General features: G+C 73.1%; 16 protein-coding genes. 5 read left to right on the top strand and 11 right to left on the bottom strand.

What is annotated here, in order from left to right; translation table 11 throughout:
- Nucleotides 1-23: 23 nt before the first annotated feature.
- Nucleotides 24-836: an SDR family NAD(P)-dependent oxidoreductase gene (locus AB0J76_RS22180; RefSeq protein WP_352325774.1), complete on the bottom strand. Its 813-nt coding sequence runs from the start codon at nucleotides 834-836 to the stop codon at nucleotides 24-26.
- Nucleotides 837-956: 120 nt separating this feature from the next.
- On the opposite strand from AB0J76_RS22180, the gene AB0J76_RS22175 reads away from it, so the two are divergent.
- Nucleotides 957-1556: a TetR/AcrR family transcriptional regulator gene (locus AB0J76_RS22175; protein WP_364390569.1), complete on the top strand. Its 600-nt coding sequence runs from the start codon at nucleotides 957-959 to the stop codon at nucleotides 1554-1556.
- A gap of 16 nt (nucleotides 1557-1572) precedes the next feature.
- Here the strand turns inward: AB0J76_RS22175 and AB0J76_RS22170 are convergent, their stop codons facing one another.
- Nucleotides 1573-2466 (bottom strand): alpha/beta hydrolase, encoded by an 894-nt coding sequence (locus tag AB0J76_RS22170; RefSeq protein WP_352325776.1) that lies wholly within the window; start codon nucleotides 2464-2466, stop codon nucleotides 1573-1575.
- Between the two features lie 53 nt (nucleotides 2467-2519).
- On the opposite strand from AB0J76_RS22170, the gene AB0J76_RS22165 reads away from it, so the two are divergent.
- Nucleotides 2520-3056, top strand: a complete 537-nt coding sequence (locus AB0J76_RS22165; RefSeq protein ID WP_352325777.1) for a helix-turn-helix domain-containing protein — start codon at nucleotides 2520-2522, stop codon at nucleotides 3054-3056.
- A gap of 21 nt (nucleotides 3057-3077) precedes the next feature.
- Here AB0J76_RS22165 and AB0J76_RS22160 read toward each other — a convergent pair whose 3' ends face one another.
- From AB0J76_RS22160 to AB0J76_RS22125, 8 genes are all read right to left on the bottom strand, one after another.
- Entirely contained in the window at nucleotides 3078-3938 is an 861-nt protein-coding gene (locus tag AB0J76_RS22160) for an aminoglycoside phosphotransferase family protein (protein ID WP_352325779.1), read from the bottom strand.
- A 104-nt stretch (nucleotides 3939-4042) separates the two neighbouring features.
- Entirely contained in the window at nucleotides 4043-5032 is a 990-nt protein-coding gene (locus tag AB0J76_RS22155) for a BadF/BadG/BcrA/BcrD ATPase family protein (protein ID WP_352325780.1), read from the bottom strand.
- The gene (locus AB0J76_RS22150; RefSeq protein WP_352325781.1) at nucleotides 5029-6051 is read right to left on the bottom strand and encodes a hypothetical protein; all 1023 of its coding nucleotides are present in this window, start codon (nucleotides 6049-6051) and stop codon (nucleotides 5029-5031) included. Before AB0J76_RS22150 ends, AB0J76_RS22155 begins: the two co-directional genes overlap by 4 nt.
- The gene (locus AB0J76_RS22145; RefSeq protein ID WP_352325782.1) at nucleotides 6048-6794 is read right to left on the bottom strand and encodes an SIS domain-containing protein; all 747 of its coding nucleotides are present in this window, start codon (nucleotides 6792-6794) and stop codon (nucleotides 6048-6050) included. The genes AB0J76_RS22150 and AB0J76_RS22145 overlap by 4 nt, the downstream gene beginning before the upstream one ends.
- 10 nt (nucleotides 6795-6804) lie before the next feature.
- Nucleotides 6805-7608: a carbohydrate ABC transporter permease gene (locus AB0J76_RS22140; protein WP_352325783.1), complete on the bottom strand. Its 804-nt coding sequence runs from the start codon at nucleotides 7606-7608 to the stop codon at nucleotides 6805-6807.
- Nucleotides 7605-8489, bottom strand: a complete 885-nt coding sequence (locus AB0J76_RS22135) for a sugar ABC transporter permease (protein WP_352325784.1) — start codon at nucleotides 8487-8489, stop codon at nucleotides 7605-7607. The genes AB0J76_RS22140 and AB0J76_RS22135 overlap by 4 nt, the downstream gene beginning before the upstream one ends.
- Complete coding sequence (locus AB0J76_RS22130) at nucleotides 8480-9715, bottom strand: extracellular solute-binding protein (RefSeq protein WP_352325785.1); 1236 nt, start codon at nucleotides 9713-9715, stop codon at nucleotides 8480-8482. Before AB0J76_RS22130 ends, AB0J76_RS22135 begins: the two co-directional genes overlap by 10 nt.
- An 8-nt stretch (nucleotides 9716-9723) precedes the next feature.
- Nucleotides 9724-10587: a MurR/RpiR family transcriptional regulator gene (locus AB0J76_RS22125; RefSeq protein WP_364390288.1), complete on the bottom strand. Its 864-nt coding sequence runs from the start codon at nucleotides 10585-10587 to the stop codon at nucleotides 9724-9726.
- Between the two features lie 112 nt (nucleotides 10588-10699).
- On the opposite strand from AB0J76_RS22125, the gene AB0J76_RS22120 reads away from it, so the two are divergent.
- Together AB0J76_RS22120 and AB0J76_RS22115 are read left to right on the top strand one after the other, a co-directional pair.
- The gene (locus AB0J76_RS22120) at nucleotides 10700-12340 is read left to right on the top strand and encodes a bifunctional metallophosphatase/5'-nucleotidase (protein ID WP_364390286.1); all 1641 of its coding nucleotides are present in this window, start codon (nucleotides 10700-10702) and stop codon (nucleotides 12338-12340) included.
- Nucleotides 12341-12504: 164 nt separating this feature from the next.
- Nucleotides 12505-13716 carry a hypothetical protein gene (locus AB0J76_RS22115; RefSeq protein WP_352327741.1) on the top strand — a complete coding sequence of 404 codons (1212 nt, stop codon included), beginning with the start codon at nucleotides 12505-12507 and terminating at the stop codon, nucleotides 13714-13716.
- A 71-nt stretch (nucleotides 13717-13787) separates the two neighbouring features.
- Here the strand turns inward: AB0J76_RS22115 and AB0J76_RS22110 are convergent, their stop codons facing one another.
- Entirely contained in the window at nucleotides 13788-14891 is a 1104-nt protein-coding gene (locus tag AB0J76_RS22110; protein ID WP_352327742.1) for an FAD-dependent monooxygenase, read from the bottom strand.
- Between the two features lie 99 nt (nucleotides 14892-14990).
- Between AB0J76_RS22110 and AB0J76_RS22105 the strand changes: the two genes are divergently transcribed.
- Nucleotides 14991-15578, top strand: a complete 588-nt coding sequence (locus AB0J76_RS22105; RefSeq protein ID WP_352327743.1) for a TetR/AcrR family transcriptional regulator — start codon at nucleotides 14991-14993, stop codon at nucleotides 15576-15578.
- The last annotated feature ends 48 nt before the right edge of the window (nucleotides 15579-15626 follow it).

The following is a 15626-nucleotide window of genomic DNA, read 5'->3' as shown; positions in this document are numbered from 1 at the left end:
CCCCTGGAACCCGTCCCCCGAGGTCAGCCGGCGGCCTTGCGGCTGAGGTGTTCCCAGGCGCGGTACTCCGCGGTGCGGGCCTCGTCCATCTGCTGGACGAGGTCGTACGAGCGGCTGCCGACGATCAGCCGGCGCGGCGGCTCGGGCAGGTCCACGAGCTCCATGACGACGGGCGCGGCGTTGCTCGGCGGAGGGCCGGCGTCCTCGCCCCACATGGCGGCCAGCTCGGCCCGCAGCCCGTCGTAGACCGGGTCGGGCTCGGTGGCCGTGGTGCCCAGCGTGAACAGGCCAGTGTCGTAGCCGCCCATCTGCAGGTTGGTGACCTTGACGCCGAACGGCGCGAGCTCCATGGCCAGCGCCTGGGTGATCGAGTCGAGCGCCGACTTGCCCGCCGCGTACAGGCCGACCGAGGCCATGCCGCCGCCCGCGCCCATCGAGGTGACCTGGAGGATGTGCCCCGACCCCTGGGCCCGCAGGTACGGCGCCACCGCCTGGGTGACCCAGATCGCGCCGAACAGGTTGACGTCGAAGTGCGCCCTGATCTGCTCCTCCGTGGCCTCCTCCAGCATGCCGAACAGCATGCCGCCGGCGTTGTTGACCACGACGTCGAGCCGGCCGAACGCGGCCGCCGCCTGGTCCACGCCCTCCAGCACCGCGGCGCGGTCGGAGACGTCGAGCGGCAGCCGGACGAGCGAGCCCGGGTGCCGGGCCTCCAGCTCGGCCAGCGGGCCGACGTCGCGGGCGGCGGCCACGACCCGGTCGCCCCGGTCCAGGGCCGCTTCGGTGAACGCCCGGCCCAGCCCCCGGGACGCACCCGTGACGAACCATACGCGCATGCGCTCTCGCCTCCTCCATCTCTAAGACGAGACGGTCCGTCTCGCCGCAGGTCCCTCAGTGTGCCGGCAAGACCGGGCCACTTGTCAAGACGGACCGTCTCGTCTCGTTGATGCGCTATGATGGCCGGCGTGAAGCAGCCCGATCCCGCGCGCCGCAGCGAACGCTCCCGGCAGGCGATCCTCCAGGCCGCCAGGGAACTGGTGTCCGAGGTGGGTTACGCCAAGGTCTCCGTCGAGGCGATCGCCGCGCGGGCCGGCGTCGGCAAGCAGACGATCTACCGGTGGTGGCGGTCCAAGGGGGCCGTGGTCTTCGACTCCTTCCTCGCGCTGAGCGAAGGCGGCCACGACCAGGGCGTGACGCTGCCCGACACGGGCGACATCGAGGCCGACCTGAAGACCGTCATGCGGGCCACCGTGGCGGAGTTCGCCGACCCCGCGTTCGAGGCGCCGATCCGGGCGCTCAACCTGGAGATCGTCGCCGACCCCGAGCTGGCCGCCCAATACCGCGAGAAGCTGGCCGGCCCGGTCGACGAGGCCAAGAAAGCCCGCCTGCGCAGCGCCCAGCAGGCCGGCCAGCTCGCCCCCGACGCCGATCTCGACCTCGCGCTCGAACTGCTCTACGCCCCCCTCTACCAGCGCTGGCTGCTGCGCACCGGCCCGCTCACCCCGCAGTACGCCGACGCGCTGGTCGACCTGGCGCTCAAGGCGCTGCGCCCCTGAGCCGGGGCCCTGGATCTCACAGGGCCCGAAGCAGGTCGGCCAGCGCCTGGAGCACGGCGTCGCGCCGCTCCTCGTGCAGCCAGCCGTGCCCGGCGTCGTCCAGCACCCGGTGCTCGCCGCGCGGGAAGGAGGCGGCCAGCTCGGCGTGCAGGGCGAGCTTGCCGGCGTTGATCTCCCGCAGCACATCCTCCGGCCACAGCTGGGACTGGGTGGCGTCCGCCCCCATGGCCGACAGCACGATCACCGGCACGTCGGGGGCCGGCGGCGCGGCCCTGAACTCCGCGGAGACCTCGTCGTAGAGGTTGCGGCCCTCCAGCCAGCCGGTGCGCCAGGCGGTGAGGTGGTGGTCGACCAGCGCCTCGCGCACGCCGTCCGGCCAGGCGGCCAGCAGCCGCTCGACGGCCGGGCGGGCGGCGTCGAGCTGCTCCGGGGTCGCCTCCGGGAGCGCCTGCTCGCGCATCCGGTCGAGCATCTCGCGCGCCTGCCGGGGCGCGCGGGCGGCCATGTCCTCGTGGAAGGGGTCGAGCAGCAGCAGCGCCGCGACGTCGCCGGGGAAGCGGCGGGCGTAGTGGCGGGCGTACGCGCCGCCCAGGGAGTGCCCCGCCAGCACGTACGGGCCGCGCACCTCCGCCGCCCGCAGCGCCGCGCGCAGCTCGTCGGTCACCTCGGCCGCGGTGCGGGGCAGCTCGGCCGGCTCGCTCCAGCCGGTGCCCGCGCGGTCGTAGAGCACGCTGGTCGTCAGCTCGGCGGCGCGGTCGTGCACGTTGAGGTAGTCCAGGCCGACGGCCCCGGCGCCGGGCAGGAACACCACGGGCGGGCCGCCGGCGCCCGAGCGGTGCAGCATGATCCGGCGGCCGGCGACGTCGTGCAGGCGGCCCAGCGGAGGTGCGTCCAGGGCGTGGTCGGTCATGATCCGTCCTTTCTCAGATTTGAGAAAGGTAGCAGGTGTGAGATCGTACGTCCATGGACACGGTGGACCTGCTTCTGCACCCCGTACGGCTGCGCATCGTGCACGCCATGGCGGGCGGCCGCACGCTCACCACCTCCGACCTGTGCGACCTGCTGCCCGACGTCTCCAAGGCCACCGTCTACCGGCACGTCGGCCTGCTGGCCGAGGGCGGCCTGCTCGACGTGGAGGGCGAGCAGCGCGTACGCGGGGCCGTCGAGCGCCGCTACCGGCTACGCCCGGCGCGGGCGGCCATCGACGCCGACACCGCCGCCTCGGCCTCGCGCGACGACCACCGCCGCGCGTTCGCCGTGGCCATGGCGGCGCTGCTGGCCGAGTTCGGCGCCTACCTCGACCGCGACCAGGCCGATCCGGCCGCCGACCTGGTCGGCTACCGGCAGCACGCCATCTGGCTGAGCCCCGACGAACGCGCCGCGCTGATCGCCGACCTGCGTGCCGCGCTCCTGCCCAGGATCGCCAACCCGCCCACGCCCGAGCGCACCCGCCACCTGATCAGCCCGATCCTGTTCCCGGCCGAGGAGCCGTCCGCCTGAGCCCCGTTCTCCCGGAGGAGGTCAGCGGTAGCCGGTCAGGCCGTCCGCGAGTTGTTCCTCGTCGCCGTCCCGATGCGCGGACAGAGCCTGCTGCAGGGCGAAGGACGCGCGGATCACGGCGATGCGGGTGGCCATCGCGCCGTCCGGCCGGCCTCCCAGCGCGAGCACCCGATCCAGGAAGGGCCTGCCGTAGCCGGCCTCGACGGCCGCGAGGTCCTCGGCGGGATCGCCGATCGTCACCTCGTCCCAGTCGATCACCCCGCTGAGCACCGGCAGCCCGTCGTCGTGCTCCCACAGGACGTTCTCCGCGCCGAGGTCGCCGTGCACCACGGCGTCGGTGACGTGGGGAAGGCCGTCGAGCGCCGCGAGCTCCCGCTCGGCTCGCCGGCGCCCGCGCTCGGACATGAGCCCGAACAGCTCGGCGCGCACGCCCGCCGTGAACCGCCGCCATCGATCCCGTGGCGCCGGCAGCGCCGCCCGCACGTCGTCCTCGGCCCCGATCCTGGCCAGCTCGCGCAGCAGCGTGACGTACTGCGCCGCCGCGGCCTCGGCCACCTGCGGGTCTTCGAGTTCTCCGGCCTCCAGCGGGGCTCCGGGAACGCGGCTGAGGACCAGGAACCGCGGCTCGTCCGTGCCGGGATCGCCGGCCTGCGGCAACGGCCGGGGCGTGCGGAAGCCGAGGTCGAACCCGGCGAGCAGGCGCAGGGCAGCGGCCCGCTGCGGCAGCCGGGCGGCCGCGGCCTCGGTGCGCGGCAGGCACACGACCCGATCCGGGCCGATCACCACCTGGTGGAACTGCCCTTGGCGAACGGTGAGCTCCTCCGCCGCGACGCCCGGCAGCAGCCGGCTCAGCAGAGCACGATCCATCTGCGGGACCTGCATGAGGGGCGAACCGTCCTTTCCGCGGCACGGGCGCGATACCCGCTGCCCTGGTCACCGTACAAGCGGGGCGGCGCAGGGCGGTACCCGCTGCCCCGGGCACCGTACTAGCCGGGCGGCGCGAGGGCGGTGAAGCGTTCGTGGGCGGCCCGGTCGCCCAGCCGGTCGAGGGCGGCCAGCCAGCACGCCCCGGCCGTCGCGTCGCGGGCGGTCGTCACCCGCCGCCCGGCCAGCCGGGCCAGCACGGCGGCGCGCACCGGGCCGTCCGCTGTCAGCACGCCGCCCGCCAGCACCAGCGGCCCGTCGCCGGACAGCCGGGCCGCCGTCGCGGTCAGCCGCCGGGCGGCCTCGGCGACGATGCCCGCCGCGCGCTCGTCCCCGGCTTCGGCCGCCCGCGACACCAGCGGCGCGGCGGCGGCCACGAGCATCCGGTCGGCCTGGGCCAGCCGGACGATGCGGTCCGCCCGCCGCCGCGGCTCGCCCGTCACCCCGAAGTGCGCGCTCACCAGATCCACCAGCGGCCCGTACGGCAGCCCGGCACCCGGAGCGCGGCCCATGCCTCCCTCGGGACGGCCGTCGTCCACGGCCTCGCCGGGGCGGTCCAGGGCGCGGACGGTCGCCCGCACCCCCGCCCGGCCGATCCAGAACCCGCCGCCCTCGTCGCCGAGCAGCCAGCCGAGCCCGTCGGCCACCGCGGTCACGGTCCGGCCGGAGAAGCGGGCCGCCGCGGCGCCCGTCCCGGCCAGCAGCAGCGTGCCGGACGGCGCGGCGGTCCCGGCCGCGTAGGCGACCTCCACGTCGCCGACCATGCGCGGCGGCGCGGCGATGCCGCACTCGGCCCACGTCCGGCCCAGCGTCGCGGCGAAGGCGTCGTCGCCGCCCGCGACGCCGGCCACCGAGGCGGCCACCAGCGAGGGGTCCACGCCGTCGAGCGCGCGGCGCAGGGCCTGCCCGATCGCCAGGCGGGCCGCCTCAGGGCCGTGCGCGGCCGGGTTGCCGGGGCCGGCGGCGCCGTGCCCGAGCCTGGTGCCGTCCGCCGCGTGCACGGCGGCGCGGGTGGTGGTGCCGCCGGCGTCCACCCCGGCGAAGAGCGTCACCGGACCAGCCGCGCCGCGCCGGGCGCGAGCATGACGGTGGCGCCGCACGCCTGGTACGAGCCGGTCGCCGGGTCGAACGCCTGCGTGATCCCGTCGAGCGTGACCTCCGCCGGCCGGTCGAAGCGGGCGTTGCAGACCAGCCGCCGCTCGCCGTAGTGGCCGATCAGGACGTCGCCGGCGTGCTCGGCCGACGTCCAGCCGGTCAGCTCGGCCGCCACCGGGCGCAGCCAGCGGGTGTTGAGGTCGCGCACGACGCCGTAGCGCTCGGTCGGCACGCCGTCGCCGCCGATGAGCGCCGGCTGGAAGCCCTCGCCGCGCGCCGGGTCGGGCGTCCAGTAGGTGAAGTACTGGATGCCGGTGTACCCGTAGGCCAGGGCGGTGTTGACCTGCCAGGCCAGCTCGGCGGCCGACGGCTCGCGGTGGCCGTCGTAGGCCAGCGTCTGGACGTACATCCAGGCCGGCAGCCCGGCCCTGCGGGCGTGCTCGCGCACGGTGGCCAGGTCGGCGAGGTAGCCCTCGTCGAACCCGCCGGCCAGGAACGGGTACCGGTCGAAGGACAGCACGTCCGGCCGGACGACCCGGGCGAACTCCCCCACGTACGCGTCGTAGGGGCCGGTGGCGTGGCTCGGCAGCAGGTTGGCGTAGGCGAACGCGCCGGCCGCCCGCGCGGCGGCGACCCCGGCCGCCAGCCGCGGGAACTGCTCGGCCGTCGGCTCGTCCATGAGGCTGAGGCCGCGGAAGGAGCGGAACGGGCGGTAGTCCTCGACGACCTGGGCGATCAGCGGCGCCGGGTCCACGTCCAGGTCGCGCATGAGCACCTCCACCCGCGGGTCGGAGGCGACCAGCACGCCGAGCCCGGCCTCCTCGGCGCGGGCCAGGGCGTGCCGCAGGATGACCCGGTCGTTCAGGTAGTTGCCGGTGATGACCAGGTCGATCCCGGCCTCGGCGATCTCGCGGTAGCGGGCGGCCGTCGTCTCGTGGGGCGGGGGCGGCCAGAAGGCGGCGATCGTCAGGCTCACAGCGCGCCCGTCCTGATGCGGCCGGCGTAGCGGGCCACCAGGGCGTCGTTGTGCGCGTCGGAGCCGGGGATGTTGGCCGACAGGTAGACCGGCGGGACCGTGCCGTCCGCCTGCAGCTCGCCGATCGCCTCGGCCACCATGAGCTGCACGATCAGCGCCGAGGTGATCGAGGAGATGCCGCAGACCGGGCCGTGCCCGGTCGTCAGGACGGCGTCCCCGTAGGGGGCCAGGTTGTCGATCACGATGTCGGCCAGCTCGAACAGCCGCTCCCCCGACGGATGCCGCGAGGTGATGGCGGTCGAGTGGGCCAGCGAGGTGATCGCGACGAGCGGCAGGCCGCGCTCCTTGACCAGCCGGGCCATCTCCACGGTCGAGCCGTTGCCGCCGGAGTTGGAGGCGATCACGAACGCGTCGGAGTCCTCCACCGTGTGCAGCGCCAGCACCTGGTGGGCGGTGCGCGGGTCACGCTCGGCCAGCGGGTCGAACGTGCCGGGATCAGCCGAGCCCAGCACCACCGGGTCGCGCAGGGTGAGCCGGTTGGTCGGGATGAGCCCGCCCGCGCGCCCCGCCACCTCCAGCGCCACCGCCTCCGAATGTCCCGTGCCGTAGGCGTGCAGGACGCCTCCGGCGCGCACGGTCGCCGCGACCAGCGAGCCCGCGCGCCTGATGGCGGGCAGCTGCTCGGCCATCAGCCGGTCCAGCCGCGAGCGCGTCTCGTCGGCGAAGGCCATCACAAGATCCATCAAACTGTCCTCAACGGTTCATGCCGGCGGTGAGCCCGGCGACGATCTGGCGCGTGGCCAGGATGAAGAGCACGACCAGGGGGATCGTCGTCATCACCAGGCCGGCGAAGAGCGTGCCCCAGTCGTTCTGGAACTGGCCGAAGAAGTGGGTGAGGCCGACCGGCAGGGTCAGCTTGCTCTCGTCCCGCATCAGGACCAGGGGGTAGAAGAAGTCATTCCAGATCGGCACGAACTGGAAGACCACCACGGTCGCCAGCGCGGGCCGTACCAGCGGCAGCAGCACGTGCCAGAAGGTGGCGAAGGGGCCCGCGCCGTCCAGGGCGGCGGCCTCGTCGAGCTCGTGCGGGAGCTGGCGGAAGAACGCGGTCAGCACGAACACGTTGAACGGCACCGACCCGGCCGCGTAGACCAGCACCAGCCCGGCCAGCGAGTCCACCAGGCCCATGCTCTCCAGCAGGTAGAACAGCGGCAGCACACCCAGGTGGGCGGGCAGCGTCATGCCCGAGACGAAGTAGGCGGCGAACAGCCCGCGCCCCCGGAACTCCCGGCGCCCCAGCGGGTACGCCGCCAGCAACGACACCACCGCGCCCAGCAGCACCGAGCAGACCACGACGATCGCCGAGTTCACCACGTACGTGGAGAAGGAGGCGTCGGTCCAGGCCCTGGCGTAGTTGCCGAGCCCGCTGGGCCAGCCGAGCGGCTGGTCGAAGATCTCGCTGGTCGGCCGGAGCGAGCTGAGCAGCATGACCAGCAGCGGCGACATGGAGAAGACGGCGTAGCCCCACAGCAGGACCCGGATCGCCGCGGCCTTCACGGCTTCCTCCTCAGGACCCGTTCCAGCAGCAGCGTCGAGCCGAAGATGAAGGTGAACATGAAGACCGCCAGCGCCGAGGACGTGCCCAGCGCGTTGACGTCGCCCGAGGCGAAGGCGGTCCGGTAGAACAGCAGGCCGAGCACGTCGGTCGCGCCCGCGGGGGCGCCGTTGGAGCCGCCCAGGGCGTAGACCAGGGCGAAGGTGCCCATGCTGCCGATGAAGCTGAGGATGGTCACGGTGGCCATGGCCGGCTTGAGCAGCGGCAGCGTGACGCGCCAGAACACCTGCCAGGAGCCGGCGCCGTCGGTCCTGGCGGCCTCGGCGTACTCCTGGGGGATGCCGCCGAGCGCGGCGCTGAACAACAGCATCGGGAAGCCCACCCACTGCCAGCTGGTGATCAGGATGACGGTCGGCAGCGCGGTGCCGGGGTCGCCCAGCCACGGCATCGCCAGGCCCATCGGCTTGAGCAGCGCGTTGACCGGGCCGAAGGCCGGGCTGAGCAGCAGGGTCCACAGGTAGCCGATGACCAGCGGGTTGACCAGGTACGGCAGCGCGAACATGGTCTGCAGGGCCCGCTTGCCACGCCGTACGCGGAACAGCGCCAGCGCGAAGGCCAGGCCCAGCGTGTTCTGCACCAGCATGGTGCCGGCGAACAGCAGGAAGTTGTGCCCGAGCGCCGGCAGCAGCTGGTCCAGGAAAGCGCCGGACAGCAGGTGCGCGTAGTTGTCCAGCCCGGCCGGCTGGTCGCGCAGGGTGCCCTTCCAGGAGAAGAAGCTGTAGGTCAGCCCGGTGAACAGCGGATAGACCACGAACGCCGAGTACAGGAGGAAGGCGGGGACCAGGAACACGTACGACGATCCCCGCCGGGCGGCTAGAGCCATGTGGCCACGCTCTTGTCGAGCTGCTCGGCGGCCTCCTCGGCGCTGATGCGGCCCAGCATCATCTCCTGCAACGCCTTGGAGAACACGGTGGCCGAGGTCGGGTTGCCGTAGGCGAACTCGTTCATGAAGTAGGTGCCGCCGTGCTGGGCGAAGGTGGCGGAGACCTCGTTGAGCAGCGGGTCCTTGGGGGTGACGCCGGGCACGGCGGAGAAGATGCGCAAGGTGTCGGTATAGAGCTGGCCGTAGTCCTTGGAGGCCAGCCAGGCGGCGAACTTCAGCGCCTCGGCCTTGTGCCTGGTCTTGACGTTGACGCCGTACGAGCCGTCGGTGAAGCCGGGCATGACGCCCTCCCCCTCGGGCGCGGGCGGGGTGAAGACGCCCAGTTCGACGTCCTTGGCGTGCTCGCCGAAGAAGTTCAGCTCCCACAGGCCGCCGGGGAACATGGCCGCCTTGCCGGAGGAGAACAGGATCTGCGCGTCGGTGTAGGAGACGCCGGCCACGTCGTCGGGGAAGTACGGCTTGAGCTTGTTGAGCTGGTCGATGCCCTCGACGAAGCGGGGGTCGGCGAACTTCTTGCGCTTGGCCTTGACGTCGGCGATGAACGCGTCGCCGCCCCAGTGGGCGGTGCCGAAGATGCCGGCCACGATCGGCAGCATCCAGTCGTCCTTGCCGCCGAAGGCGAACGGCACGATGCCCTTGGCCTTGAGCTTCTCGGCCGCGGAGACCATGTCGGCGTACGTCTTCGGCGGGGTGAGGCCGTTGTCGGCGAAGATCTTCTTGTTGTAGATCACCTGGAGGGTCTGGACGGCGAACGGCACGCCGTAGACCTTGCCGTCCTTGTCGCCCTTGGCGTAGCGCAGGACCTTCTCGTCGTAGGCGGCCAGGCCGGGCACGTCCTTGGTGTCGAGCGGGAGCAGCCGGCCGGCCTCGACCAGCGGCTGGAGGTTGGCGCCGGCGCGCAGCCAGGCCAGGTCGGGGCCGCTGTCGCCGGCCAGGCCGGTGGACAGGATGGTGTCGTACTCGGTGGCCGTGGTGAACGAGCGGGCGTCGACGTCGATGCCGGGGTGGAGCTTCTCGTACTCGGCGAACATCTTGTCGTAGTTCGCCTCGGGGCCCCAGCCCCAGACCGAGAGGGTGATCTTGCCGGAATCGGCACTCGTCGTGGCGGAGGGGGCACAGGCGGTGACCGCCATCGCCAAGGCGACAGCGGCGGCGGCAAGGCGCATGGGGACTCCTAGCGTGGGGGCAGGCGGTGCTTGCTGACCGCGTCGGTGGCCGCGGTGAGCAACTGGTCGCTGGTCTCGTGGGTGCGCTGGACGACGCCGATGTAGAGGCAGTCCAGGACGAGCATCTGGGTGTGGCGGGCGGCCACGCCGCCGGCGCGGAAGGGGGTGTCCTGCGCGGCGGTGGTCAGCACGATGTCGGCCACCTCGGCCAGCGGGCTGCGGGGGAAGTTGGTGACCGCGACGGTGGTGGCGCCGCGTCGCTTGGCGATGGCCAGCGGCTCGACCACTTCGGCCGTGGTGCCCGAGTGGGAGATGCCGAGCGCCACGTCGTCGCGGTTGCGCGCGTTGGCGCTGCAGACGGCGCTGTGCACGTCGGTCCACAACGCGCCGGGGCGGCCGATGGCGTGCAGGCGCAGGTGCAGGTCCATGGCCACGCCCGCGCTGCCGGCGACCGCGAAGAAGTCGATGAACCGGGCCCGTACCAGGGCCTCGGCGGCCCGGTCCACGGCCTGGAGGTCGAGCTGGGCCGCCGTCTCCTCCATGGCGCGCAGGTCGCTGGCCAGCAGGCTGCGCAGCACCAGGCTCGCGGGGTCGTCCGGGGAGAAGGCGATCAGGCCCTGCTCGCGCGGGGCGGCGTCGTTGCGGCCCAGTTCGGCGGCGAGCGCCAGCCTGAGCTCGGGGTAGCCGGCCAGGCCGAGCTGCCGACAGAAGCGGGTGACGGTGGTGAGCGAGGTGCCGCACCGCTCCGCCAGCTCCCCGATGGTCGAGGCGGCCACGGTGGCGGGCTCGGCGAGGATCGTCTCGGCGATGCGCCGGTGGGTGGCCGTGAGGGTGGGCTCGATCCCTCGGATTCTGGCCAGGATCGGTGACATGGGAGGAACCCTCCCGCTTCCCGCAAGGTATGTCAATAGTTCACATTCGACGTCCAATGTTAGAAAATTTCCCTCTTGTGTGACTCGATGGGACTATGTCACTTTCGTGGCCATGCGCAACCTCCTCATGGCGCTGGTGCTCGGCAGCACCAGCCTGCTGCCCGCCCGCGCCGACGCCGTGGACATCCAGTTACTGGCCTTCAACGACTTCCACTCCGGCTTCCCGACCAGCTTCGCCATGACGCCGTCCGGGCCGGTCGAGGCCGGCGGGGCCGAGTACCTGGCCGCCCACATGGACCGGCTCCAGCGCGACAACCCCGACGGCACACTGCGGCTCTCGGCCGGCGACAACTACTCCTCCAGCACCATGAACGCCACCGCCCTGCACGACGAGCCGGGCGTCCAGGCGCTGAACATGATGCGCCTGGACGCCTCCAGCGTCGGCAACCACGAGTTCGACGAGGGCATCGCCGAGTTCCGCCGGATGGAGAACGGCGGCTGCCACCCGATCGACGGATGCGCGCTTCCCGGCTTCAAGGGCGCCGCGTTCCCCTACCTGGGCGCCAACATCGTCGACACCACCACCGGCAGGCCCGCGCTGACGCCCTACATCGTCAAGGAGGTCAAGGGCGTCAAGGTCGGCATCATCGGCGTCGACTACAAGAACGCGCTCAACGAGGCCCCCGGCCCCACCAAGCCGCTGGAGGGGCGCGACGAGGCCGAGGCGGTCAACACCTACACCGCCGAGCTCAAGGCCAAGGGCGTGCGCACGATCGTCGTCCTGATCCACCAGGGCGGCGGGCAGACCGGCGGCGGCCTGCCCAACGAGTGCAACAACCTGGCCGGGCCCATCAAGGACATCGTGCAGCGGTTCGACCCCGAGGTCGACGCCGTGATCTCCGGGCACACGCACAACCCGTACAACTGCCTGGTCAACGGCATCCCGGTCACGCAGACCTCCGCCCACACGCGCGAGCTCACCAAGGTCGTGCTGACCGTCGACCGGGCGACCGGCAACCCGACCTCCGCCAAGGCCGAGAACATCACCGTCACCCACGACATCAAGCCCGACGCCCGCATCGCCGCCCTGCGCCGCCGGACCGACGAGCAGGCGCAGAAGCTGCTCGACCGGCCGGTCGGCCTGCTCGCCCGCGACCTGACCGCCCAGCGCAACGCCGCCGGCGAGTCCACCGTCGGCCACGCCCTGGCCGACGCCCGCCTGTTCGCCACCTCCGCCGCCGAGAACGGCGGCGCCCAGATCGCCGTCCAGCCGCCCTACGGCGGCGGCATCGGCGGCGACCTGATCGTCAACCCCACCGGCAACGAGATGTCGAACCTGGTGACGCACGGCAAGGCGCTGCGCGTCCAGCCGTTCGGCAACATGCTCGTCACCATGACGCTCACCGGCGCCCAGCTCGAACGGCTGCTGGAGCAGCAGTGGTGCGGCCAGGGCACCGCGCGCGTGCTCGGCGTCTCCCAGGGGCTCACCTACACCTACGACAACGCCAGGCCCGCCTGCGACCGGATCGACCCGGCGAGCATCAAGCTCAACGGCGTCGTCGTCGACCCCGCCGCGAAGTACCGCCTGACCGCCAACTCCTTCATCGCGACCGGCGGCGACGGCTTCTCGGTGCTGACCGAGGGCACCGAGCGGGTGGAGAAGGTCCGCGACATCGAGGCGTTCGAGTCCTACATCCGGGCCAGGAGCCCGCTGCCCGCCCCGGCCCTGAACCGGGTCACCCGGGTGAACTGACCGTCTCCGTCCCGCCTTCCCCGCTCCCGGCGGGCGCGGCTGCCGGCCGGGTGCGCCCGTACGGCGGCACGGGCGGCCTGCGGATGGAACGGGATGGAACGCCGCGGAACGCCCATGGTCTGAGGCGTCGTCGTCCGACGGCGCCCGGACCATGAGGAGGTCAGATGCAGCTCTCCATCCCGAGGAGGCTCGGCAGACGATCGCGGGCCGTCCTGGTGGCGGCCGTGGCGGCCGTGGCGGCCGCCGCGCTCACGGCAGCCGTCCCGGCCCAGGCGACAGCACAGGCGGCGCCGCCCGCCACGCACGCCATCGCCTGGGGCAAGGGCGGTTTCGGGCAGCTCGGCGACGGCGGGTACGCCGACCAGCAGCTCCCCGTCAAGGTACGCGCCGAGGAGCAGGGCTTCACCGAGGTCGCCGGCAGCCTCACCCACTCCCTGGCCATCGCGGCCGACGGCTCGGTCTGGGCCTGGGGGCAGAACAACAACGGCCAGCTCGGCGACGGCGGTCACACCGACAGCAACGTCCCGGTCAAGGTCCAGGGCCTGACCGGGGTCGTGGAGGTCGCGGCGGGCTGGGGGTTCAGCCTGGCGCGCACCGGCGACGGCCACGTCTGGGCGTGGGGCGTCAACAACGACGGGCAGCTCGGGCTGGGCGCGTTCGGCGGCTCGTACGCCACCCCGCAGCCGGTCGGCGAGCTGCGCGGCATCACCCACATCGAGGCCGGCTGGTTCCACAGCATGGCGCTGCGGAACGACTTCAGCGTGCTGGTCTGGGGGGACAACTCGCGCGGCCAGCTCGGCGACGGCACGAACGCGGCGAAGGCGAGCCCCACCGTGCTGCCCGGCCTGGGCGGCGAGAGCGGGCCGGTCTACGACATCGCCGCCGGGTTCTCCCACTCGCTGGCCGTCCGCTCCGACGGCACGTTGCTGGCCTGGGGCGCCAACAACTCCGGCCAGCTCGGCAACGGCACCACCTCCGTCACCGCGTCCTACAGCCCGGTGCACGTCGTCGGCAGGTACGGCCAGGTGCGCGCGGTGGCCGCGGGCTGCCGGCACAGCTACCTGGTGGACGGGTCGGGCAACGTGTGGGGCTGGGGCGACAACACCGAGGCCCAGGTGGCCTTCACCGGCGCGCTCGTCAAGCAGCCGCAGCTCGTCCCGGGCCTGTCGGACGTCAAGGACGTCGCCGCCGGGTGCGCCTTCGGCCTGGCCCTGACCGGCGGCGGCGAGGCGTACGGCTGGGGACAGTACAACTCCGGCCAGACGGGCACCGGCGTCCCGGTGCCGATGCCGCCGAGGCCGAACGCGTGGGGGCCGGGGCTCACGTTCATCGCCGCCGGCGGCGACCACGGCCTGGCCATCCGCAAGACCGGCTGAATCGCGGACGAACCCGCCGCCGATCTCCCGGGTCGGCGGCTCCGAGCCGCCGTGGGTCTTCGGCCACGACCTCAGAGCGCGTACTCCTTGAGCGGGACCGCGTCGTCGGCCTCGTCCGGCATGGGCTCGTCCGGCGTGCCGAAGAACCAGCGGGCCGCGGCCCGGCCGTGCCGCTGGTTGCGCTCGACGTAGTCGCGCATCCGGTGCTCGTAGGCGGCCAGGCCCGTGGCCTGGTCGGGCCCCTCGGCCAGCTCCCCGGCCAGCACGTACGCGCCGATCAGGGCTTGCGAGGTGCCGCGGCCGGAGGTCGGCGCCGCGCAGTAGGCCGCGTCGCCCAGCAGCGTGACCCGGCCGTTGGTCCAGGTGTCCATCACGACCTGGCCGGAGGAGTCGAAGAAGAACTCCTCGGCCTCCCGCATGGCCGCCAGCAGCCGGGGCACCTGCCAGCCCGCTCCCGCGTAGTGCTCGGCCACCAGGCGTTCCTGCTGGGCGCGGTCGCGCCGGTCGTAGACCAGGTCGTCGGCGGCGAACGACAGGCCGACCCGCAGTTCGGTGTTGCCGTGGGCGGTGAAGGCCATGGCGCTGCGGCCGGGGGTGTTGTGCATCAGGCCCGCGTCCCGCAGGTCCAGGATGTTGCCGGTGGTGAACAGCGCGCCGTAGATGCCGAGGCCGCGCACGTAGCGCGACTCGGGGCCGAAGGCGAGCGCGCGCACCTTGGAGTGCATCCCGTCGGCGCCGACCACCAGGTCGAACGCGCGCGGCGCGGCCTTCTCGAACCGCACCCGCACCTCCGCCGCGTCCTGGTCGAGGGCGGTGACGGTGTCGTCGAACAGGTACTCGACGGTGTCGCGGGTGGCCTCGTACAGCACCTTCGTGACGTCGGACTTGAGCACCTCCAGCTCGCCGGAGATCGCGGTGGCGGGCAGCACGGCCAGCGCGTCGCCGGCCTCGTCGACCAGCGTCATGGAGGTCATCGTGGTCGCGTGCCGGCGCATCTCGGCCAGCAGGCCCATGCGTTCCAGCACGCCCAGGGCCGAGCCGCGGAAGTCGATGGCCGCGCCGCCGCCGCGCGGGGCCGGGGCGCGCTCGACGAGGGTGACCTGGTGGCCGTGACGGTTCAGCCAGTAGGCGAGGGCGGGGCCGGCGACGCTGCCGCCGGAGATCAGGATTCGCATCGGGATGTCCTCTTTCGTCGGTGAACGCTCCCCACCGTACGCAGATTTGGGCAAATGCGCAAGACGATTGTCTGATGCGTACGTGCTAGGCTTCCGGCCATGGGAAATCGCGAAGACCTGCTGGCCGGGGCGCGGCGCTGCCTGGAGGAGAAGGGCTGGGGGCGCACCACCGTCCGCGACATCGCCACGGCGTCGGGCGTGAGCATGGCCGCCATCGGCTACCACTTCGGCTCGCGCGAGGCGCTGCTCAACGCGGCCCTGGTCGAGGCCATGGGCGAATGGGGAGAGCAGGTCGGCGCGGCGCTGGCCGCCCTCCACGACCCCGGCAGGTCGCCCGCCGAGAGCTTCGAGGCGCTGTGGGAGCAACTGGTCGGCTCGGTCAACGAGCACCGCACGCTGTGGCTGGCCAACCTGGAGGCGCTGGTCCAGGCGGAGCACTCGCCGGAGCTGCGCGAACAGCTCGTGGCCGGTCAGCGCGAGGGGCGGCGCGGCATGGCCGCCCAGCTCACCGGGGTGCCGGAGGAGGAGATCGGCGACGGCGAGGTGCGCGCCGTCGGCTCGGTGCAGCTCGCGCTGCTGCTGGGGGTGATGGCCCAGTGGCTCAACGACCCGCAGGCCGCGCCCTCGGCCGCCGACGTGGTCGAGGGGCTGCGGGCCATCACCACCCGGTTCGGGCTGGTCGGGTGAGCGCGGCGACGATCCCCCGGGCGGCCTTGGCGATCATCGCCTCCGGGG

Origin of the sequence: Nonomuraea sp. NPDC049624 (genome assembly GCF_040675255.1) — a bacterium.
GTDB lineage: Bacteria > Actinomycetota > Actinomycetes > Streptosporangiales > Streptosporangiaceae > Nonomuraea.
Note: the sequence above shows the minus strand (reverse complement) of the source record. Positions and strands in the feature narration are given on the sequence as shown.